General features: G+C 64.1%; 19 protein-coding genes. 12 read left to right on the top strand and 7 right to left on the bottom strand.

Features of this window, described 5'->3' with window-relative positions; all coding sequences use genetic code 11:
- The first annotated feature begins 147 nt into the window (after nt 1-147).
- Both NR193_RS19795 and NR193_RS19790 read left to right on the top strand, forming a co-directional pair.
- A complete protein-coding gene (locus NR193_RS19795) occupies nt 148-1,551 on the top strand; it encodes an MATE family efflux transporter (RefSeq protein WP_256752465.1) in 1,404 nt (467 codons plus the stop codon).
- Nucleotides 1,552-2,011: 460 nt separating this feature from the next.
- Nucleotides 2,012-2,194 (top strand): hypothetical protein, encoded by a 183-nt coding sequence (locus NR193_RS19790; protein ID WP_256752464.1) that lies wholly within the window; start codon nt 2,012-2,014, stop codon nt 2,192-2,194.
- A gap of 30 nt (nt 2,195-2,224) precedes the next feature.
- Here the strand turns inward: NR193_RS19790 and NR193_RS19785 are convergent, their stop codons facing one another.
- From NR193_RS19785 to speB, 5 genes are all read right to left on the bottom strand, one after another.
- Nucleotides 2,225-2,734, bottom strand: coding sequence for a pyridoxamine 5'-phosphate oxidase family protein (locus tag NR193_RS19785; RefSeq protein ID WP_256752463.1), 510 nt, complete (start codon nt 2,732-2,734; stop codon nt 2,225-2,227).
- 114 nt (nt 2,735-2,848) lie between these two features.
- Nucleotides 2,849-3,496: an amino acid ABC transporter permease gene (locus NR193_RS19780; protein ID WP_256752462.1), complete on the bottom strand. Its 648-nt coding sequence runs from the start codon at nt 3,494-3,496 to the stop codon at nt 2,849-2,851.
- Nucleotides 3,493-4,149: an amino acid ABC transporter permease gene (locus tag NR193_RS19775; RefSeq protein ID WP_256752461.1), complete on the bottom strand. Its 657-nt coding sequence runs from the start codon at nt 4,147-4,149 to the stop codon at nt 3,493-3,495. The genes NR193_RS19780 and NR193_RS19775 overlap by 4 nt, the downstream gene beginning before the upstream one ends.
- Nucleotides 4,150-4,155: 6 nt before the next feature.
- A complete protein-coding gene (locus NR193_RS19770) occupies nt 4,156-4,965 on the bottom strand; it encodes a transporter substrate-binding domain-containing protein (protein WP_256752460.1) in 810 nt (269 codons plus the stop codon).
- 82 nt (nt 4,966-5,047) lie between these two features.
- Nucleotides 5,048-6,109, bottom strand: a complete 1,062-nt coding sequence (speB, locus tag NR193_RS19765) for an agmatinase (RefSeq protein WP_256752459.1) — start codon at nt 6,107-6,109, stop codon at nt 5,048-5,050.
- A gap of 210 nt (nt 6,110-6,319) precedes the next feature.
- Here speB and gcvA point away from each other — a divergent pair, with 210 nt between their 5' ends.
- The 10 genes from gcvA to NR193_RS19715 all read left to right on the top strand — a co-directional run bounded on the left by gcvA (nt 6,320) and on the right by NR193_RS19715 (nt 18,460).
- The gene (gcvA, locus tag NR193_RS19760; protein ID WP_256752458.1) at nt 6,320-7,294 is read left to right on the top strand and encodes a transcriptional regulator GcvA; all 975 of its coding nucleotides are present in this window, start codon (nt 6,320-6,322) and stop codon (nt 7,292-7,294) included.
- Between the two features lie 183 nt (nt 7,295-7,477).
- Nucleotides 7,478-9,616 carry a caspase family protein gene (locus NR193_RS19755; RefSeq protein ID WP_256752457.1) on the top strand — a complete coding sequence of 713 codons (2,139 nt, stop codon included), beginning with the start codon at nt 7,478-7,480 and terminating at the stop codon, nt 9,614-9,616.
- A 162-nt stretch (nt 9,617-9,778) separates the two neighbouring features.
- Nucleotides 9,779-10,216 carry a hypothetical protein gene (locus NR193_RS19750; protein ID WP_256752456.1) on the top strand — a complete coding sequence of 146 codons (438 nt, stop codon included), beginning with the start codon at nt 9,779-9,781 and terminating at the stop codon, nt 10,214-10,216.
- A 147-nt stretch (nt 10,217-10,363) separates the two neighbouring features.
- Nucleotides 10,364-11,668: a nicotinate phosphoribosyltransferase gene (gene pncB / locus NR193_RS19745; protein WP_256752455.1), complete on the top strand. Its 1,305-nt coding sequence runs from the start codon at nt 10,364-10,366 to the stop codon at nt 11,666-11,668.
- A gap of 436 nt (nt 11,669-12,104) precedes the next feature.
- The gene (locus tag NR193_RS19740; RefSeq protein WP_256752454.1) at nt 12,105-13,544 is read left to right on the top strand and encodes a hypothetical protein; all 1,440 of its coding nucleotides are present in this window, start codon (nt 12,105-12,107) and stop codon (nt 13,542-13,544) included.
- A gap of 153 nt (nt 13,545-13,697) precedes the next feature.
- Nucleotides 13,698-15,002 carry an ABC transporter substrate-binding protein gene (locus NR193_RS19735; RefSeq protein WP_091575683.1) on the top strand — a complete coding sequence of 435 codons (1,305 nt, stop codon included), beginning with the start codon at nt 13,698-13,700 and terminating at the stop codon, nt 15,000-15,002.
- 164 nt (nt 15,003-15,166) lie between these two features.
- Nucleotides 15,167-16,048, top strand: coding sequence for a branched-chain amino acid ABC transporter permease (locus NR193_RS19730; protein ID WP_256752453.1), 882 nt, complete (start codon nt 15,167-15,169; stop codon nt 16,046-16,048).
- Nucleotides 16,045-17,007 (top strand): branched-chain amino acid ABC transporter permease, encoded by a 963-nt coding sequence (locus NR193_RS19725; RefSeq protein WP_256752452.1) that lies wholly within the window; start codon nt 16,045-16,047, stop codon nt 17,005-17,007. Before NR193_RS19730 ends, NR193_RS19725 begins: the two co-directional genes overlap by 4 nt.
- Nucleotides 17,004-17,729, top strand: coding sequence for an ABC transporter ATP-binding protein (locus tag NR193_RS19720; protein WP_256752451.1), 726 nt, complete (start codon nt 17,004-17,006; stop codon nt 17,727-17,729). Before NR193_RS19725 ends, NR193_RS19720 begins: the two co-directional genes overlap by 4 nt.
- A complete protein-coding gene (locus NR193_RS19715; RefSeq protein WP_256752450.1) occupies nt 17,726-18,460 on the top strand; it encodes an ABC transporter ATP-binding protein in 735 nt (244 codons plus the stop codon). Before NR193_RS19720 ends, NR193_RS19715 begins: the two co-directional genes overlap by 4 nt.
- A 3-nt stretch (nt 18,461-18,463) precedes the next feature.
- Here NR193_RS19715 and NR193_RS19710 read toward each other — a convergent pair whose 3' ends face one another.
- Both NR193_RS19710 and pncA read right to left on the bottom strand, forming a co-directional pair.
- Nucleotides 18,464-19,873: a sodium:proton antiporter gene (locus tag NR193_RS19710; protein ID WP_256752562.1), complete on the bottom strand. Its 1,410-nt coding sequence runs from the start codon at nt 19,871-19,873 to the stop codon at nt 18,464-18,466.
- A gap of 46 nt (nt 19,874-19,919) precedes the next feature.
- Nucleotides 19,920-20,534, bottom strand: a complete 615-nt coding sequence (pncA, locus tag NR193_RS19705) for a bifunctional nicotinamidase/pyrazinamidase (RefSeq protein ID WP_256752449.1) — start codon at nt 20,532-20,534, stop codon at nt 19,920-19,922.
- Between the last annotated feature and the right edge of the window lie 47 nt (nt 20,535-20,581).

Raw genomic sequence — 20,581 nt, 5'->3', positions numbered from 1 at the left:
CTTAATCTGTTCTCGCTCCCTCCTCTCTTGCCTTCATGTCGCGTTTCGTCCAAAAGCTGACGCAAACGCTGCGAAACCGAAGGTTTTGCCGTTTGACATGCGGCTTCCGGCTCCTTGCCGACGTGCCGTACCTGGAAAGAGCGGAAAATGTCTGCGATCGAAGCCGGTGCTCGCGCGCCGGAAAATCTTTGGCGTCAGGAAATCAGGGCGACGCTGGCGCTCGCCTGGCCAATGGTGCTGACCAATCTCGGCCAGACCGCGATGACGGCCACCGACGTCATGATGATGGGTCGGTTGGGGCCGGATACGCTGGCCAGCGGCGCGCTTGGCGCCAACCTCTATTTCATGCCGCTGATCTTCGGGCTTGGCCTGATGCTGGCGACCTCGCCGATGATCGCCACCGAACTCGGACGCCGCCGTCATTCGGTGCGCGACCTGCGCCGCACGGTGCGCCAGGGCCTGTGGCTGGCGATCCTTATCTGCATCCCGATCTGGATCGTGCTTTGGCATGGCGAGGCCATTCTGCTGGCCATGGGCCAGGAACCGGCGCTGGCGCGTCAGGCCGGCATCTATCTGCGCTACCTCGAATGGGCGGTGCTGCCGTTCTACGGCTATATCGTGCTGCGCTCGTTCATCTCGGCACTGGAGCGGCCGGGCTGGGCGCTGGTCATCGTCTTCGTCGCCGTTGCCTGCAACGTCTTCTTCAACTGGGTGTTCATGTTCGGCAATCTCGGCGTCGAACCGATGGGCATTGCCGGCTCAGGCCTTGCCACCACGCTGTCCAGCACGCTGATGTTCGCCGGCATGGCCGTCGTGGTGATGCTGGAGAGGAAATTCCGCCGCTACCATCTGTTCGGGCGTTTCTGGCGCGCTGACTGGCCGCGCTTCAAGGGCCTGTTGCGGCTCGGCCTGCCGATTGCCGGCATCCTCGCCTTCGAGGTGACGATCTTCAATGCGGCGGCGCTGCTGATGGGCTTGATCGACGCGGATTCGCTGGCCGCGCACGCGATCGCCATCCAGATCGCCTCGATCAGCTTCATGGTGCCGCTCGGCCTCAACCAGGCGGTGACGGTGCGCGTCGGTCTTGCCCACGGCGCCGGCAATCCGGAAGGCGTTTCCCGCGCTGGCTGGACCGCCTTCGTCATCGGTGTCTCGTTCATGGCGCTGATGGGGCTGGTGATGATCCTGTGGCCGCATCTCCTGATCAGCGCCTTCATCGATCTCAGCAACCCGGCCAATGCCAGGGTGATCGCGCTTGCCGTGTCGTTCCTGGCCTTCGCCGCGCTGTTCCAGGTCTTCGACGGCGCGCAGGCGGTTGCCGCCGGCATGCTGCGCGGCCTGCACGACACCAAGGTGCCGATGATCTACGCCGCGATCGGCTATTGGGGCGTCGGCCTGCCGCTCGGCGTGCTGCTCGCCTTCCATTTCGGCCTGCATGGCGTCGGCATCTGGATCGGCCTGTCGTCGGGGCTGGCCGTGGTGGCGGCCCTGCTTCTGGTGCGCTGGCTGCGGCGCGATCGGATCGCGCCGCCGTTGGTGTTTGGGCATTGACCGGACGCCGATTGCCAAGCAGTCGCCATGTCCGGCTGTGGACCTCGAAATCCCTGCATTCGGTGTGAGATTGAAGTCGAGTGCACGGGCTGGACGCGGACGCATTTCTGTGGGGAGCCGGGCAAGGGCGCGAAACGCTCGAAGCACTGCAAGCAAGTACCAAACCGGATGAGCACGAGTAGTGGCCCCTGCAATCTCTCCGCTCTCTCGCGGGGCACCGACGAGAGAGACCGCTTCCGGAAGGCACGCGGCACATAGGTCCACGGCCGGATGGGGTTCACCCCTAACGACTTCCAGCGAGTCAGAGCGGCTCGGGCAGGAAACCAAGTTGCTCAAGGGCCCTATGGACACGCGCGGTCGATTCAAAACATTGCGACACGGCTGTGTGGGATTGTTCGCATTCAAACGACTTTACGACGCTATTTTTGCGCCCTCTCACTTGGTGATGGTGGAGGAAATCATGGAATCGCCCGAGCAGCACGCCGTCGAAATCATTCGCGACAAGAAATGGACCGTCCGCGTTACCGCCTACGGCAACACGCTGACAGTCCCATTCGAGGCTGAAAGTCACGCACGCTCCTATGCGGATGGCCAGGCGTTCCGGCTTGGCGTCGAAGTGGCGGAACGCAAGAAGAGCGCGTGAAAAGTTCAACGATCACTTGTCGGGCGGTCGTCAGAGATCGACCTTGGCGTTGTCGCCCACATCCGGCTTGGAGCCGGTGAGGGCCGCCAACGCCATCTTTGCCGTTGCAACGACCAGTCCAGGGCTGTCCCACAATTCGCCTTCGTCCGGCTTGACCGTTATCAAACGGATCTCGGGATCGTCGGCATTGTCCCACCAAGCCGCGTCGGTTTTCTCCCAAAGCTCGGCAATTTTCTTCCTGTCATTGGTCACAGCGGCGGGACCGGAAATGGTGACGTATTTGTAGTGGCTGCTGTCGCTCCAGGCCAATGTCACTTTCGGATAGGCCGACAGCTGCTTGTTCTTGGCGCTGTCATCATTGACGAGGAAGTAGATGGCGCTTTCTTCACGCGAGACGCGCGCGGAGAGCGGTCGAGCGCGATTGTATTCGCCGTCCCAGGTCACGAACATGCAGACGTCGATTTGCTTGGCGAGTTCCCAGATGCGGTCCGTCGCCTCGGTGGGTGTCAGCTCTGTCTCTTGCTCTCGACGCTTGGCCATAACATGTCCTCCAGGGTGAATGCGATCGCTTAAAACTTGCGTAACGCAGCGACGTTCCACCGTGAGTCCAGCAAATCTCCCCGAGGCCGCGGGTCGACACAACATGCCTTCGGCTCAGTGCGCCGATGCCCGCTTCTCGAGCGAACGGGCGTATTGCGTCAGGGGAAAGCACATGGCGAAGAAGATCAGCGCCACCAGGCCATAGACCTTGAACGGCTCGAAGGTGGCGTTGTTGATGGCGTTGGAGGTCCGCACCAGCTCCTCGAAGCCGATGATCGAGGTCAGCGCCGTCGATTTGATCAGCTGCACCAGGAAGCCGACGGTCGGCGCGCGGGTGATCGAAAAGGCCTGCGGCAGGATGATCAGCCTGAGCTCCTGCAGATAGTGCAGACCGAGGCTGGCGCCTGCGTCCCACTGGCCGCGCGGCAGTGCGTCGACGCCGGAGCGCCAGATTTCGGCCAGATAGGCGCTGGCGAAGAAGGTGAGGCCGAGCACCGCCGCGGTCCATGGTTCGATGCGCAGGCCGAGCATGGGCAGGCCGAAGAACATCAGGAAGAGCTGCATCAGCAGCGGCGTTCCCTGGAACAGCGCGATATAGCCGGAGGCGAGGCGCCGGCTCCATCTGTTCTTGGCGATCCTGAAGAACAACACGATCATGCCGACGATGCCGCCGCCGATGAAGGCGGCCAGCGACAACAGCACCGTCCAGCGGGCGGCGAGCAGCAGGTTGCGAACGATGTCCCAGAAGGTGAATTCGATCATGACACGCCAGCCCCCAGCACGCGGCGCCCGCCGGAAACCAGCAGCCGGCGCAAGGCCATCGACAGGACGAGATAGACCATCGTCACGACAAGATAGGTCTCGAAGGAGCGAAAGGTGCGCGCCTGCAGCATATCCGCCTCGTAGGTCAGCTCCCGCACCGCGATCTGCGACACGACGGCGGATTCCAGCATCATGATGACGATTTGGCTGGTGAGCGCCGGAAAGATCACCTTGAGCGCCTGCGGCAGCACGATCTTGATGAACACCTGGCGTGGCCGCAGCCCAAGCGACAGGGCTGCTTCCGTCTGCCCGACAGGGACGGCGTCAAGCCCGGCGCCAACGATCTCGATGGTGTAGGCCGCCATGTTGAGCGTCATCGCCAGCATGGCGGCCAGCATCGGGTCGAGCCTGATACCGAGGCTGGGCAGCCCGAAGAAGATGAAGAACAGCTGCACCAGGAACGGCGTGTTGCGGACAATCTCGACATAGATGGCGATCGCCCGTTTGAGCAGCACCGGACCGTTTCGGCGTCCCGCCGCGCCCAGGATGCTGAGGAACGTTCCGGCCAGCGTGGTCACGGCGATCAACAGGATCGTCGTGGCCGCCCCGCGCGCGATGTCGCCGGCAGCACCTGGAAGCCAGGCAAAGGCCACGGAAATTCAATCCTTGAGGTTGTCGGGATTGAGCGGCGTCTTCAGCCAGGCTTTCGAGCTTTCGTCGAGCTTGCCGTCGGCCAGCATCTTGGCGATGGCGTCGTTGACCGCCTTCTTCAGGCTGTCCTCGTTCTTGTTGAGACCGATATGCGAGGGCGAGGTCAGAAGCTGGAATTTCTGCTCCGGCTTGAGCTGATCCTGCTTTGCCAGCACCTGGGCGCCGACATCGTTGCCGACGACCATCAGCTGGGTCTGGCCGGAGATGAAGGCCTGGATCACCGAATTGTAGTTGTCGAAGCGCTTGATGTCGGTCGAGGCGGGTGCGGCTTCGGTGAGCGAGGTGTCCTCGAGGGTGCCGCGATTGACGGCGATCGACTTGCCGGCAAGGTCTTCCTTGCCTTTGACCGTCAGGGCCGCCGGACCGATCACCGCGATGTAGTAGGGTGCGTAAGCGGCGGCGAAGTCGATGACCTGTTCACGTTCCTTCGAATAGCCGACACTCATCAGGATGTCGACGCGGTGGTCGTTCAGATAAGGGATGCGGTTCTGGCCGGTGACGGCGACGGGGTTGAGCTTCACCTTGAGCGTGTCGGCAATGTACTGCGCGACGTCCATGTCGTAGCCCTTGAGGCTCATGTCGGCGCTGGCCGAGGAGAAGGGCGGAAAATCAGCGAAGACGCCGACATTGATGGTGCCGGCCTTGGTGATGTCGGCCAGTGCGTCGGCGTTGGCGGCCTGTGTGGCGAAGCCGAGACCGGCGACGCCCAGCACCAAGACGGCGGCGATGGTTGATTTGAGTGTCGTGCGGATTGTCATTGTTATTCCCCTGTCTGGAAGCTTTGTCTGTTTGAGGCGGTCGCCGGCTCCAGCGCGGCGGCCGCCCTTTGCTTTGTCGGGATCAGGCTGCCTTGCCGGTGACAGCCGGGCTGAACACCATCAGGCTCAGGATCTCGAACAGCACCTGTGCCGCGGCATGCGCCGTGTTTGTGGTGGCGTCGTATTGCGGCGCCACCTCGACGACGTCGCCGCCGACGATGTTGAGGCCCTTCATGCCGCGCAGCAGCTCCAGCACTTCCCGCGTCGTCAGTCCGCCGACTTCCGGCGTGCCGGTGCCGGGCGCGAAGGCCGGGTCGACACTGTCGATGTCGAAGGAGACATAGGTCGGGCCGTCGCCGACGATCTTGCGCGCCTTCTCGATGATGGCGGGAATGCCGAGGCCGGTGACCTCCTCGGCATGGACCACGGTCATGCCGGACTCGTAGGTGAACTCCCACAGATATTCGGCCGAGCCGCGGATGCCGATCTGGATGGTGCGCGTCGGGTCGAGCACGCCGTCCAGCACCGCGTTGCGGAATGGCCCGCCATGATGGAACTTGGTCATATCGAACAGGCCGCTGGTGTCGCAATGGGCATCGATGTGGATCAGGCCGACCGGGGCCTTCTTGCCGACGGCCTTGAGGATCGGATGGGTGATCGAATGGTCGCCGCCAACCGAAAGCGGAATGACGCCGGCATCGACGATCTGGTTGGTGCGGCGCTCGATATCCTCGTGGCTGATCTCCAGCCGGTAGCGGCTGCGGAACGGCGTGTCCCCAATATCGGCGACCCTGAGCTCGTGGGTCGGGGCGCATTCCAGCACATGGTTGTAGGGGCCGATGCGCTCGATGGCGCGCAGCGCCCTCGGCCCGAAACGCGAGCCCGGCCGATTGGTGACGCCGAGATCCATCGGCACGCCGATCATCGCCACCTGCAGATCGCCGAAATCCGGGTTCTCGGCCGCGATTTCGCGATAAGGCGCGGCGAGGAAGGTCGGGATGCCGGAATAGGGCGCCAGCCTTGTGCCGGACTTGGAAAAGATCTTGTCGGCGACCTTGCGGAATTTCGGGTCGAACATCTCGCCGCCATGGCTCTCGCCATATTTGCGACGCAACGCGTCGAGCTTGCCGCGATCGTAACCCATGCCGGTTCTCCCTGCTTGACTGGAGCGTTCTGGTCTTCGGCGACGCGTGGCTCGACCCGTTCGGATTCCGCCCTGGTTGCGCCGGCCGCCTGTTGACCTGACGTCTTGATGCTGTTCCCGGGGCAAAGTGTCGGGCAGCCCCTTTGAAAAATCAATTGATATTGTTAGGGTGTTTTCTGTGAGAAAAACTCACAGACTACCGAGAGCCAGATGGCCAAGCGCCTGCCGCCCCTCAATCCGTTGCGCGCCTTCGAGGCAACGGCCCGCCATGGCTCGCTGACCAAGGCGGCGAGCGAGCTGAATGTCACCCACGGCGCCATCAGCCACCAGATCAAGGCGCTGGAGCAATCGCTCGGCGTCAAGCTGTTCGAGCGTGTCGGCCAGAGGGTCAAGCTGACCCCGCATGGCGCCGAACTCTTGCCGGCCGTATCGACCGCCTTCGACGGCATCGCGGCAGCCACCCAGCGGCTGACAAGGCCGGCGAGCAGCGGCGCGCTGTCGGTGTCCTGCGTGCCGGCGCTGCTGTTGCTTTGGATGACGCCGCGGCTGGGCAGCTTCACCGCGCAATATCCCGACATCCAGCTGACGCTTAATCCCTCCAACGATCCCAAGGATATAAGGGCGCCGGATATCGATGTCTGCGTGCACTATGGCGACGGCAGCTGGGCCGATTGCTGGATGCGCAAATGGTCGGGCCTCGAACTGTTTCCCGTGGTCAGCCCGACATTGATCAACAACCGCCCGATCCGCAGCGTGCGCGATCTCGCCGACCATGTCTTCCTGCATGGCGACGATGGCCGAGAGTGGCACACCTGGCTGGCAGCCGCCGATGCCCTGGATCTGGAGCGCGGCCGCCGCCATCACCTGGGCGATGCCCGCATGGCGACCGAAGCCGCGGTCCACGGCCATGGCGTGGCGCTCGGCGATTCGGTGACGGCGAGCGCGATGCTGGCCAGAGGCATGCTGGTCGCGCCGTTCAGCCTGTCGGTGCCGGCGGTCGACGATTTCTACGTCGTCTGCCGCAACGAGATGCGATCGACGCCGATCGTGCAGGTGTTCATCGACTGGCTGTTTGCCGAGAAGGCGCAGGATGACGGCCGCGCCGACGCGCCGGTGGCGGGCCGCATCGTCACCCGGCGCAAGCGCCCGACACTCAAGGTGATCGGCGGCAAGGCAACATCCTGATCCGACGACCGGTGCGAGGCCACGACCGTCACGGGCCAGATACAAATTCATCGGATTGTTGCGAAAAGCCCGCGAAGGCGCCCTGACATGGACATCAGGGCGCCCAACTTGGCGATTTAACTGGACATGGGCTGCCTTGGTTGCGAATGTGAGCTGGGGCTAAAATAGTGGCGGGCGAGCGACATGACTGTGCGCTTGGGGTGGCCGTGCGTTTTTGCCAGTGCTTTTCTGCTTGGCTGTACCTTGGTGCATGCGGAGACCCGAGCGCTTATCGTCGGGGTATCGGGCTATCCGAATCTTCCGGAAGCCATTCACCTTGTCGGACCGAAGAACGATGCCCGTGAAGTGGCCAACACGCTCGTTCGTCTGGGTGTGCGGGCGAGGGATGTCACCGTCCTGGCCGATGGGGTCAAGGACTTGGCCGACGGCGTGTCGGCGCCGGGTCCCGGCACAAGGCAATCGGTTCTGGCCGGCCTCGATCATCTCGCGGACACGGCCGCCAATGGCGATCTCGTCATCTTCTATTTCTCCGGCCACGGCTCGCAGCAGCCGGACCTGAATGGCGACGAGGAAGGCGGTCTCGACCAGATTTTCCTTCCCTATGACATCGGCCGCTGGAACGGCGAAGGCGTCGACCGTGCGATTGTCGATGACGAACTCGGCGAGCGCGTCCAGCGCATCCTCGACAAAGGCGCCGACTTCTTCGGCATCATCGATGCCTGCCACTCCGCCACCGGTTTTCGCGACATTGCCGGCGATGACGCTCGCGCCCGCGCCGTCGATCCGGCCGATCTCGGGGTGCCGGAGGGCGCTGGTTCGGCAGTCCGGTCGCTTGTTCTCGAACGCAAGGCGCTGCCGAAAGGCCGTGGCCGAGCCGCCTTCTTCTATGCCGCCCAGACGACCGAGGTGGCCCTGGAGAAAACGCCGAAGGGCGCCGCCGACGGCGAAAGCTATGGCGTCTTCACCTACACGATGCTGAGCCGGCTCAACCAGACGCCGGACCTGACATACCGGACGCTGCATCAGGCCGTGGTCGCCGACATCAAGCGCAACACGCTGATGGCGACACAGACACCGGACCTGGAGGGCGACCTGCTCGATGAACCGGTGCTCAGACTGGGCAAGGCCGCCGCGATCCGGCAGTGGCCAATCTATGCCGGAAACCTTCAAGCCGGCCAGCTCGCCGGCCTGAACGACGGCGCCATCGTCGCGCTCTACACCGATGCCGCCGCCCCCGAGGCGGACGCCGTGGCCTATGGCGTCGTGGAGAGCGCGGGCGCGACCAAAAGCGTCGTCACGCAGGTCGCCTGGCCGTGTTCTATGCCGAGCTCCGAGAACGGCTCCTGCCCGGCCGCGCCCGATGCCGCCTCCTTCAAGAAAGGCCGCTTCGCCCGTGTCGTCGAGCCCGGCGTCGATCTCTCGGTCACGCTGTCGGAGCCCGTCCGGATGGACCCGACCGACGGCAAGGACTACGAACCTGTGATTACGGCCCTTCGCGCGGCGATAGGCTCCGAGGCGCTGTCTCGGCGCGTGTCGATGCGCTCGAGCGGTTACGACATTGCCGTCGCCCTGGTCGACGGCAAACTGGCCTTTTCCGCCACCGGCGGGCAGGTCGACCAAAGCGGGCCGGGTTCGTCACCGCGCCTGACCTTGCCTGGCAATCCAGCCGCCGCGGCTTCGACCGTGGCCGCGGCAATCAACCGGATAGCCCGCGCCCTGGCCCTGCAACGCCTGGCCGGCAGTGCGGCCGGGCAAGCCATCGGGCTGGAATCGCAGGTGCTGATTTCAACCGCAAAGCCGCAAGCTGTTGGCGGAGCCGCCTGTTCCGACGATCGCGCCAATTATGGGCCGCCGGTCGAGGCGGGGCCGGCGCCACGCCTGAGCGATTGCGACATCATATCGGTCAGAATGCGCAATACGGGAGCCAAACCGGCTGATGTGACCGTGCTGCTGATCGGCCAGGATTTCTCGATCACCACGCTGTGGCCGGCGCAGGCAACCATCAACCGGATAGCCTCCGGCGACGAGAAGAGCGCCGACATCGCCCAGATCGATCCCGGCTCGCCGACAGCCAGCGACGAGCGCCTGGTCTTCATTGCGGTGCCGGGCCTCGGCAAGGTGCATACTGTCTTCGACAATCTCGAGCAGGAGGGCCTGCGCGATGCCGCGGCGAACGACGATGCACCGGAGATCGCCGAACTGCACAATCTGGTTTCGACGAGCCTGAACGACATGACGCGGGACTCGACCAGCAAATCGCCGCGCATCGAGGAGGAAATGTCGATCGATATCAGGCCCTTCACGACCGTGAAGGGCAAATAGAGGCTGCCTGGGCAGCAGAACGAATTGGCGCCGTCAGGGCCGGCGCCTGCAAGGTCCGCAACTGGTTTCGCTGCGAAGGGAGGCGGCATCGGATTGGGGAAGCGCCGGAAAAACCGATGGGTAGCCGGCGGTAGTGAAACTGACACAACGGAGGACTGACCAATGATCAAGAAACTGCTTCTTGCCGGCCTTCTGGCCGCAACCAGCCTGACCGCCGGCGCCTCGCTTGCGGAAGACAAGAAACCGGACATTTCCGCAGCCCAGCAGGCCGAGGGCCGCCAGATTCTGGAGACGGCACGGGCTCTCGAAAGCTATGGCGAAGCCAAGGGCGATCCGCTTGCCCTCGTCACCGCCGCCAAGATGGTGGCAAGCGTTCCCGGCCGCGTCCTGGCCGATGGCCAGCAGGGCGACAAGGGCGCGAACTTCGACATCGAAGCGGTGCTCAAGAAGGCCGAAGGGCTGGCCCAGGGCGACGAGTTGATCACCAAGGTGGCCGGCGACGTACGCACCCTGGCTCAGGCCAACTCCAAGGCCGTCTGCTACTGGCAGTACTATTGCTACTGGAACGGCTACTGCGAATACGCCTACTACTGCTATTGATCCTGCGATCACGAACTGAGCCCTGCGGCTTTGCCGCAGGGTTTTCTTTTTGTCGGGCCAGCCTGAAACCGGGCAGCGTTTTGGGCAATTCGATGCTATGAGGCCTGTCGCGGTGTGGACAGCAGGCAGCGAAGGCGGTGTTGAAATATGGCTAAGACCGATATTGCGCGGCGCGTCTACAACCACACCTGGAAGCTCGACCCGATCGTGCGCAGCCTGCTCGACACCGATTTCTACAAGCTTTTGATGCTGCAGATGATCTGGGGCATGTATCCCAAGGTCGACACCACCTTCACCCTGATCAACCGCACCACTTCGGTGCGGTTGGCGGACGAGATCGATGAAGGCGACCTGCGCGAACAGCTCGACCATGCGCGCACGCTGCGCTTTTCCAAGAAGGAAATGATCTGGCTCGGCGGCAACAATTTCTATGGCCGCAAGCAGATCTTCGAACCGGAATTCCTCGCCTGGCTGGAGAATTTCCGGCTGCCCGCATACGAGCTCTGCAGGCGCGATGGCCAGTACGAGCTCACCTTCAGCGGTCCGTGGATGTATACCACGTTGTGGGAGATTCCGGCGCTCGCCATCATCAACGAACTTCGATCTCGCGCGGCCATGCGCGCCTTCGGCCCCTTCGCGCTCGATGTGCTCTATGCCCGCGCCAAGGCCAAGATGTGGGCCAAGACCGAGCGGCTGAAGGCGCTCCCCGGCATCCGCATTTCCGACTTCGGCACGCGCCGGCGGCATTCCTTCCTGTGGCAACGCTGGTGCGTCGAGGCGTTGAAGGAAGGCATCGGCGAGGCTTTCACCGGTACCTCCAACGTGCTTTTGGCGATGGACAACGACCTCGAAGCGCTCGGCACCAATGCGCATGAATTGCCGATGGTGTTTGCAGCACTCGCCAATTCGGAGAAGGAACTGAAACAGTCGCCCTACAAGGTGCTGCAGGACTGGCAGCGCTACTATGGCGGCAATCTGCTGATCGTGCTGCCCGATGCCTTCGGCACCGCCTCCTTCCTGCGCGACGCGCCGGACTGGGTGGCTGACTGGACCGGTTTTCGCCCCGACAGCGCGCCGCCGATCGAAGGCGGCGAGAAGATCCTGTCCTGGTGGCGCGAGAAGGGCAAGGATCCCCGGCAGAAGTTGCTGATCTTCTCCGACGGGCTCGAGGTCGAAACCATCGAGGAGACCTACCGCCATTTCAAGGGCAAGGTGCGTATGTCCTTCGGCTGGGGCACCAACCTGACCAATGATTTCGAAGGTTGCGCGCCGACCGAGACCAAGAGCCTGGACGCTATATCGCTGGTCTGCAAGGTCACCGAAGCCAATGGCCGGCCGGCGGTCAAGCTTTCCGACAATCCGGCCAAGGCGACCGGCGACGAGAAAGAGATCGAGCGCTATATCGGCATCTTCGGTGAGAAGGACCGCGTGGAGCAACTGGTCAAGGTTTGAGGGTGGCGAGCTCTAGGACAGGCTGAGTTCCTTGGCGCCCCCCCTCTGTCCTGCCGGACATCTCCCCCTCAAGGGGGCTACAGCATGCACACATTTCAAAAACCGTTGTGTCAACCGCTTGACGAGATTGCTCGATGACCCGGCAGAGGCTCCTTTCCTCTCCCTCCGGAGGGGGGAGAGGTGGCGCCGCGAAGCGGCGACGGAGTGGGGGAACCACTCGGCAACCGCCGCAACGGACATAGGAAAGAGGACCACGCGCAAGCATCGTCTTGACCCGCGCCAGGGTCGACCCCCACTCCGTCGAGCTGCGCTCGACACCTCTCCCCCGATCGACGGGGGAGAGGAAGGGTGCCAAGCTATCCGAGCAGGCGCCAGTCCTCAACGGCAGAGGCTCCCTTCCGAAGATAACCGTGTGATCTCCCCACCTGTGGGGGAGATGTCCGGCAGGACAGAGGGGGGCGCCGTGGAGCGCTGTCGTCTGGGGTTGGCGATACTACTTGCGGCGCTCTGGCTCGTCTCGCCCTCCCCCGCCTTCGCCCATGCCTCCGACCGTGGCCATGTCCTTCTCTTGCCGACCGGCTATTATCTGGCCGGCGGCGCCTTCGCCGTGGCCGTCAGTTTCCTCGTTCTGGCGTTGCTGCCGGCGGACTGGCTCGAGCGTTTCTGGCGCCGCCGGCTGCCGCTTTTTGCATTCGGTGACGGCGCTCGGGCCGCCGTCAGCCTGATATCCTTTGCCGGCTTTGCAATTTTGATCGCCGCCGGCGTCCTCGGCAGCCGCGACCCGCTCTCCAATCCGCTGCCTCTGGTGATCTGGACCCTGCTGTGGGGTGGCGCCACGCTGCTGCAAGGTGTCTTCGGCGATCTCTGGTCATGGCTGAACCCGTGGTACGGGCCGTGGCGCGTCGTCTCACGGCTGTTCGGCACAGGCGATGAAGCGGCACTGCACCTTCCCCGCTGGCTCGGTCGCTGGCCAGCCGTCATCTTGTTTTTCGCCTTTGCCTGGTTCGAGCTCGTCGATCCAGCCCCCGATGATCCGGCACGGCTCGCCGCAGCCGCCGGCCTCTACTGGCTGCTCACCTTCCTCGCCATGCTGGTGTTCGGCTACCGTGACTGGAGCCGCAGCGGCGAATTCCTGACAGTCTTCTTCTCGATGGTGGCGCGTTTCGCCGTCGTCGAGCGCAACGAAACCGGCCGGCTCGGCCTGTGCTGGCCGGGCGCCAAACTGCTCGCCGCCGAGCCGCTGCCGATCAGCGGCATCGCCTTTCTGTTGTTGGCCCTGTCGTCGGTGTCCTTCGACGGCCTGTCTAAAACCTTCTTCTGGCTCGGCCTGTTCGGCATCAATCCGCTCGAGTTCCCCGGGCGCACCGCCATGATCGGCAGCGGCACTCTCGGGCTTGTCCTGACCTTCGTGCTGCTGGCGGCGGTGTTCATGCTTGCCGTCTGGCTCGGCCAGCGTCTTGCCGGCAGCGATCAACCATTCAGCCAAGCCGCCGGCCTTCTGGTATGGTCGATCGTGCCGATCGCGCTCGCCTATCATGTCGCGCACTATCTGACGGCGCTGCTCGTCGACGGCCAATACGCGCTTGCGGCGCTGTCCGACCCGTTCGCGCTGGGCTGGAACCTGTTCGGCACCGCCGACATGCAGATCGAAGCCGGAATCGTTGCCGGCGCGGATTCCGCGTGGTGGCTATGGAATCTCCAGGCCGGCGCCATCATCCTCGGCCATGTGCTCGCCGTCCTCGTCGCCCACGGCTTCGCCGGACGGTTGCACCCGATGCCGGCGCGTGCCGCACTCAGCCAGTTTCCGCTCACCGTGCTGATGATCGCCTATACGGTCTTCGGCCTCTGGTTGCTTGCCACGCCGACCGCCGGATGAGAAAAGAGCGGCTCCGATGTCGTCGGGGAAAGCTCGCTTGCCACGTCGGGGCTTTGGTGATTTAGTTTGTATACATGCAATTTTTGCACCATCTGAGCGAGGATGCCGAAGCCGCCTTATCGTTGGTCAAGACTGAAGAACAGGGGAACGAACATGGCTGACAAGAACGGATTTTTCGACCTCTCCAAGACTGCCCTCACCCGCCGCACGGCGTTGAAGGGGCTGGCCGCAGGCGCCGGCCTTGCTGTCGCCCCGGGTTTCGTCCGCTATGCGCAGGCGCAGAGTTCGGCGCCGATCAAGATCGGCTTCCAATCGCACCGCACCGGTATCGGCGCCGCCTATGGCCGCTGGTACGAGAAGACCACCGCCGCAGCGATCAAGGCGATCAACGCCGCCGGCGGCATCAATGGCCGCCAGGTCGAGGTGATCATCGAGGATGACGGCACCGATCCCGGCCGTGGCGCCGAGGTGGTCGGCAAGTTCGCCACCCAGCACAAGACCGACATCGTCTTCGGCACGCTGTTCTCGCACGTCGTCATCGGCTCCGCGCCCGCCGCCGGCGAGGCCAAGATCCCCTACTTTGTCGTCAGCGAAGGCCACCATGTCGCCTCGACCAAGCTGAATCGCTATGTCTTCCAGCCCGGCATCACCGACGTGAAGAGCCAGATCCAGGCAATGGCGCCGTGGATCGCGGGCAATGTCGGCAAGAAGGTCACCATGATCTTCCCGGATTTCGCCTTCGGCTACGACCATCGCGACTACCTGCCGCCGGCGCTGAAGGCGCAAGGCGCCGACGTCATCGCCCAGATCGCCATCCCGCCGACGGAATCCTCCTTCACGAAATACTTCCCGCAGATCCCGGCCGAGACCGAGGTGCTCTACCACGTCATGGTAGGCCCGGCGGTGCTCACCTTCGTCAAGGAACTCGGCGAGTTCTACGGCTCCAACCGGCCGCAACTGTTCGGCTTCATGGATTCGCTCGAGGCCACCGACATCAACAGCCCCGGGCTGGAATTCCTCGACGGCAGCCATTTCTGGGAAGGCTCGCCGCGCTATGCGCAGCCTGACGATTCCGCCGCGCAGAAGGCCTACCGCGCCGCCGTCGGCATCGACGACAATGGCGCCGCCGTCGGCGATCCCAAGGATATCTCCACCGCCTCGCACATGTTCGGCTGCTGGGAGACGCTCTACGTCGTCAAGAAGGCGATGGAAGACGCCGGCTACAAGGGGCCGGAAGACCGCGCCAAGCTGGTCGAGGCGACCGAAGCGCTGACCGAGTTCGCCGAGGGACCCGAGCATCCGCAGGGACCAAAGACCTTCAACGGCAAGATCCACCAGTGCTTCGGCATCCAGAACATCTCGAAGGTCGAAGGCGGCAAGCTGAAGGTCGTCCACAAGACCAAGATCGAGGACGGGCTTTACGAGGCCGAGGGCGATTATACGACGCAGGCGCTGTGAGGCGCCTTACCCTCCCCCTTGTGGGGAGGGTCGGCGAATAGGCTTCGCACCTTGCGAAGCCTATGAGACGGGGTGGGGGCCGCGACGGCCCATGCCCCATTCCCCCCCCACCCGACCGCTGCGCGGTCACCCTCCCTACAAGGGGGAGGGTAAGGGCGCCCTGAATGGCCTTCGGACCCCACCTTCTCCTCGCCGCCCTGGAAGGCCTCGTCACCGCCGCCGTGCTGGCGCTGACGGCGCTTGGCCTGTCGCTGGTGTTCGGCGTGATGCGGGTGGTCAATGTCGCGCATGGCGAGTTCTTCATGCTTGGCGCGGTGCTTGCCTGGGCGATCACCACCGCGATCGGCGGCCACCCTGCGCTCGGCTTCCTGGCGGCACTGGTGATTGCGCCGCTGATCGTCGGCGCCATTGCGCTGATCGCCGAACAGCTGGTGCTGCGCCGGCTCGACTACAATCCGGAAGCCACCATCGTTGCCACCATCGGCATGCTCTACATCATCCAGCAGCTGGCGTTGACCTTCTACGGTCCGGAGGCGCGCCCGGTGGAGCCGCCCTTCAGCTACCGCATCCTTTTGCCGTGGTTCGGCTATTCCGGCTACAAATTGTCGATCATCGCCGCTTCCGCGCTTCTGCTGGTGGCGACGTGGCTGGTGCTGACCCGGACCAGGATCGGCCTCATCATGCGCGCCACGCAGTATGACAGCGAGACGGCGCAGGCCTTCGGCATTCCGGTCGACCGCGTCTATGGTGGCGTCTTCGCGCTCGGCGCCATGCTGGCGGCTGTCGCCGCGGTGCTGATCGTGCCGATCAGCCAGGCGCATTACCTGATGGGGCAGGATCCGCTGCTCTTGTCCTTCATCGTCGTCATCATCGGCGGTCTCGGCTCGCTGCGCGGCACCGTCGTCGCCGCCGTGCTGATCGGCCTGTCCGACGGCATCATCTCGATGTTCTTCTCGCCGACACTGGCCAAGATCATCGCCACGCTTCTCGTCGCCATGGTGCTGGTGTTCCGGCCGCAGGGCCTGTTCGGGACGGCATCGCGATGAGCGAAGCTTCGCCGGCAAAGGCCTACGGCCTGCATCTCGGCGTCATCGCGCTGCTCTTCCTGCTGAGCTTCCTGCTGCCGGACTATTATCACGGCCTGCTCGCCCGCATCATGGTGCTGGCGGTCTTCGCCATGGGCTACAACATGCTGTTCGGCTATGTCGGCCTGCTCAGCCTTGGCCATGCCATGTTCTTCGGCGCCGGGCTCTACGGCGCCGGCCTTGCCGTCATCCAGCTCGGCTGGAGCGTGCCGGCGGCAATGCTCAGCGGGATTGCCTGCGGCGCGGTTCTGGCCCTGGTCATCGCGCTGCTGGCGTTGCGCACCACGGGCGTCGCCTTCATGATCGTCACCATGATGTTCGCGCAGGTCTTTTACCTCCTCATCCTCTACTTCGCGGCGTGGACCGGTGGCGACCAGGGCATGGTCGTGCCGCAGCCGGCGCGTGTCCTCACTTTCGGCGCGACCGCGCTCGACCTCACCAATCCGACCGTGCGCTACATGACGGCGCTGGTGCTGTTCTCGCTCGTGCTGCTGATCACACTGGCCATCGTCCGCTCCCGATATGGCCGCGTGCTGGTCGCCATCCGCGAGAACGAGGAACGGACGAAGATGCTCGGCTACGACACCTTCTCCAACAAGCTCGCGGCCGTCGTTCTCTCCGGCACCATTTGCGCCGCCTCCGGCGCTGCCTACGCGCTGCTGTTCGGCTATGTCGGATCGAGCTTCGCCTCGGTGCAATACTCGATCCTGCCGTTGCTGTGGGTGCTGCTCGGCGGCGCCGCCACCACGCTCGGGCCGCTGCTCGGCACGCTGTTCATGTACTATATCATCGACATCACCAGCGGTTACACCTCCGCCTATCTGCTGATCGTCGGCATCGCACTGATCCTGCTGGTGCTGTTTTTCCCCAAGGGCATTCTCGGCAGCATCCGTCAGCGCTGGCTCGGGTGGCTGCCATGACGCCTCTTCTGACGACGAAAGGCCTGTCGCGCAATTTCGGCGGCCTGCGCGCCGTCGACAATGTCGATTTCACCTTGATGCCGGGCGAGATCCGCGCCGTCATCGGCCCCAACGGCGCCGGCAAGACCACCTTCGTCAGCCTGGTCAGCGGCCGCATCCAGCCGTCTTCCGGCATGATCGTCTTCGACGGCGCCGATATTACGGGCCTGCCTGCCTATGCCCGCGTCCGCATGGGCATCGCCTACACGTTCCAGATCACCAGCGTCTATGCCAACCTGTCCGTTTACGCCAACGTCGCGCTGCCCGCGCAACTGACGCTGCGGCATGGCCATTCCAAGAGCGCGATACAGGCCGCCGTCATGGCGGCGCTCGAACGCACCGGCCTTGCCGACCAAGCCGCCATGCCGGCCGGACAATTGTCCTATGGCCATCAGCGCCTGCTGGAAGTGGCGATGGGCCTTGCGCTGAAGCCGCGCCTGCTGATCCTCGACGAGCCGACGCAAGGTCTGGCCGACAGCGAGATCGACAATTTCATCACCCTGGTGCGCGAGATCGCCAAAAACGCCACCGTGCTGTTGATCGAACATAACATGCCCGTGGTCATGCATCTGGCCGACCGCATCACCGTCTTCAACGCCGGCAAGATCCTGGCCGAAGGCACGCCGGAAGCGATCCGCGAAAACGCTGCGGTGCAGGACGCCTATCTGGGGACCGCCCCATGACTGAAACGAACAAGGCGGAGACAAAGCCTGAGGCGCTGGTGATCTCGGGACTGGACTGCTTCTATGGGGAGGTCCAGGTGCTCTACGGTCTCGACCTCGTGCTGAACAAGGGCGAGGTGCTGTGCCTGTTCGGCCGCAACGGCGCCGGCAAGACGACGACGCTGAAGGCGATCATGGGACTGGTTCCGGTCAGGGCCGGCTCGATCAGGCTCGACGGCCAGGAGTTGACCGGCCTGCCGGCACATGAGGTGCCGAAGGCCGGTGTCGCCTATGTGCCGCAAGGCCGGCGGCTGTTCGCCGAGATGACGGTGGCGGAAAACATCGAGATCGGGCTGATGGCGCGCGGCAAGGGCAAGGCGACGCGCGAAAACGTGCTCGACCTGTTCCCGCTGCTGCGTCAGCGGCTCAGGCAGCGCTCCGGCACGCTGTCCGGCGGCGAGCAGCAGATGCTGGCGATGGCGCGTGCGCTCTGCCTCGAGCCGCGGGTGCTGTTGCTCGACGAGCCGACCGAGGGGCTGATGCCGTCGATGATCGCCAAGATCCGCGAAACGGTGGCGAAGCTGCGCGGCATGGGCGTCTCCACCATCCTGGTCGAACAGCGCGTCGATGCCGTGTTGTCCGTCGCCGACCGCGTGTGCTTCATCGAAAATGGCCGCAACCGCGAGACAGTCGATGTCGAGCAACTGCGCGCCGATCCGTCGGCGGTCCGCCGCTATGTCGGCGTCGGGTGAGGTTCACCCGAAGAACAGGAATCCGGCGATCAAGAAGGTCGGGATCAGCACGAGGCCAGACCACGCCATGTAGCCGAAGAAGCCCGGCATTTTCACGCCACCATGCCTGGCAATGGCATAGACCATGAAGTTGGGTGCGTTGCCGATATAGGTGTTGGCGCCCATGAACACGGCGCCGGCCGATATCGCCGCCAATGTCGGGGCGGCTTCCGTCATCAGATGCCGTGGATCGCCGCCGGCGAGTTCGAAGAACACCAGGTAGGTCGGCGCATTGTCGAGGAAGGACGACAGCGCTCCGGTCAGCCAGAAATAGGCGAGGTCGTTGGGTTGGCCAGTTGGCGAAGTGACCAGCGCGACCAATGGCGCCAATGCGCCGTCGTGGCCCGCCCTGAGGATGGCGACGACCGGCACGATGCAGATGAAGATGCCGGCAAACAGTTTCGCGACTTCCGATATCGGGCCCCAGTTGAAGCCGTTCGCCTCCCGATGGCTCTTGCGCGAGACGGCAAGCGAAAGGAAGGCGAGCGCCAGGATGATCGCGTCGCGCATCAGGTTCTGCAGCTCGAGGCTGACGCCGAGGATGGAAAAGCTCACGCCCGGCTTCCAGCTTGCCGACAGCAGGATCGCACCGATGACGCCGGCCAGGAGCGGGATGTTGGGCAGCCCCCGCAGGCGCACGGCCTTGTCCGGCGTCGGGTCCTTGATCTTCGGCGCGCCGGCCTCGCGGCGATGCAGGACGATGTCGATCGCCAGGAAGACGATCAGCACTACTGCGCTGACGAACAGCGTCTCGCGCCAGAGGTTCGTCGTTGTCCAGAAAAAGTCGACGCCGCGCAGGAAGCCGACGAACAGCGGCGGATCGCCCAAGGGCGTCAGCGAGCCGCCAATGTTGGACACCAGGAAAATGAAGAAGATGACGACATGGGCATTGAACCGCCTGGCGTCGTTGGCGCGCAGGATCGGCCGGATCAGGATCATCGAGGCGCCGGTCGTTCCGATGATGGAGGCGAGAATGGCGCCGACCAGCAGCAGTCCGGCATTGACCAGCGGCGTGCCATGGATGTTGCCGGCAAGGAGGATACCGCCCGAAATGGTGAACAGCGCGAACAGCAGGATGATGAACGACATATATTCGGTGAGCACGGTATGCAGCACAGCTTCGGCGGCCGCGGGGACGCCGACGGCCGCGACCAGCGGCACCACCACCAGTGCTGACCAAAGCGCCGTGATCTTGCCGTAGTGATGCTCCCAGACATGGTGGAACAGCAGCGGCCCCGTGGCAATCGACAGGAGCAGGCCGGCAAAGGGCAGCGCCCACCACAGCGACATCGAGGCGCCGGGCAGGCCGTGTCCCTCTGCCGCGAAGGCCTGGGCTGGAAACAGCGCCGCGACGGCGATCGCCGCGCCCGCCATCACCCCCGTGGTCCGCAAGAAGCCCCCCTGACGCCCCACTGTCCGTTCAGTCCGACAAATGGTCTTCAAGCGTCACGCCGGCGTCGCGCATGCGCTGCAGCATTGCTTCAAGCGAACCGTTGAGATCGATGCCACGGCAGGCATCGAGGCGAACGGTGATTTTGAACCCCTGTTTGACGGCGTCCAGCGCTGAAAAGCCAACGCAGAAGTCGGTCGCCAGGCCGACCAGGGTCAGCCTGTCGATGCCGCGCTCGCGCAGATAGCCGGCAAGGCCGGTCGGCGTCGTCCGGTCGTTCTCGAAGAAGGCCGAATAGCTGTCGATCTCCGACCGAAATCCCTTGCGGATGACAAGCTCGGCCTTGGTCCAGGCGAGGCCGGAATGGAAATCCGAGCCGATACTGCCCTGGATGCAATGATCCGGCCACAGCGTCTGCTGGCCGTAGGGCATCTCGACCGTCGTGAAGGGCAGTGAGCCTGGATGGCTGGAGGCAAAGCTCGAATGGCCGGCGGGGTGCCAGTCCTGCGTCAGCACGACATGGTCGGTTCGCCGGATCAGATCATTGACCAGCGGCACGATCTCGTCGCCACCGGCAACCGCCAGCGCGCCGCCCGGGCAAAAGTCGTTCTGCAGGTCGATGACAACAAGCGCTTCGTCGGCCATGGGGCTTCCTTGTGGGCTGTCCTGGGAGCGTGCTCCAGTGAAAAAGT

The organism is Mesorhizobium sp. Mes31, from assembly GCF_024519675.1.
GTDB lineage: Bacteria > Pseudomonadota > Alphaproteobacteria > Rhizobiales > Rhizobiaceae > Mesorhizobium.
Note: the sequence above shows the minus strand (reverse complement) of the source record. Positions and strands in the feature narration are given on the sequence as shown.

Coding starts and splice junctions, on each gene's coding strand:
- speB (WP_256752459.1), bottom strand. CDS start 6,109: ATGGGTTACGATCGCGGCAAGCTCGACGCGTTGCGTCGCAAATATGGC.
- NR193_RS19785 (WP_256752463.1), bottom strand. CDS start 2,734: ATGGCCAAGCGTCGAGAGCAAGAGACAGAGCTGACACCCACCGAGGCG.
- NR193_RS19720 (WP_256752451.1), top strand. CDS start 17,004: ATGACGCCTCTTCTGACGACGAAAGGCCTGTCGCGCAATTTCGGCGGC.
- NR193_RS19740 (WP_256752454.1), top strand. CDS start 12,105: ATGTCCGGCAGGACAGAGGGGGGCGCCGTGGAGCGCTGTCGTCTGGGG.
- NR193_RS19750 (WP_256752456.1), top strand. CDS start 9,779: ATGATCAAGAAACTGCTTCTTGCCGGCCTTCTGGCCGCAACCAGCCTG.
- NR193_RS19795 (WP_256752465.1), top strand. CDS start 148: ATGTCTGCGATCGAAGCCGGTGCTCGCGCGCCGGAAAATCTTTGGCGT.
- gcvA (WP_256752458.1), top strand. CDS start 6,320: ATGGCCAAGCGCCTGCCGCCCCTCAATCCGTTGCGCGCCTTCGAGGCA.
- NR193_RS19715 (WP_256752450.1), top strand. CDS start 17,726: ATGACTGAAACGAACAAGGCGGAGACAAAGCCTGAGGCGCTGGTGATC.
- NR193_RS19725 (WP_256752452.1), top strand. CDS start 16,045: ATGAGCGAAGCTTCGCCGGCAAAGGCCTACGGCCTGCATCTCGGCGTC.
- NR193_RS19710 (WP_256752562.1), bottom strand. CDS start 19,873: ATGGCGGGCGCGGCGATCGCCGTCGCGGCGCTGTTTCCAGCCCAGGCC.
- NR193_RS19755 (WP_256752457.1), top strand. CDS start 7,478: ATGACTGTGCGCTTGGGGTGGCCGTGCGTTTTTGCCAGTGCTTTTCTG.
- NR193_RS19735 (WP_091575683.1), top strand. CDS start 13,698: ATGGCTGACAAGAACGGATTTTTCGACCTCTCCAAGACTGCCCTCACC.
- pncB (WP_256752455.1), top strand. CDS start 10,364: ATGGCTAAGACCGATATTGCGCGGCGCGTCTACAACCACACCTGGAAG.
- NR193_RS19730 (WP_256752453.1), top strand. CDS start 15,167: ATGGCCTTCGGACCCCACCTTCTCCTCGCCGCCCTGGAAGGCCTCGTC.
- NR193_RS19790 (WP_256752464.1), top strand. CDS start 2,012: ATGGAATCGCCCGAGCAGCACGCCGTCGAAATCATTCGCGACAAGAAA.
- NR193_RS19780 (WP_256752462.1), bottom strand. CDS start 3,496: ATGATCGAATTCACCTTCTGGGACATCGTTCGCAACCTGCTGCTCGCC.
- pncA (WP_256752449.1), bottom strand. CDS start 20,534: ATGGCCGACGAAGCGCTTGTTGTCATCGACCTGCAGAACGACTTTTGC.
- NR193_RS19770 (WP_256752460.1), bottom strand. CDS start 4,965: ATGACAATCCGCACGACACTCAAATCAACCATCGCCGCCGTCTTGGTG.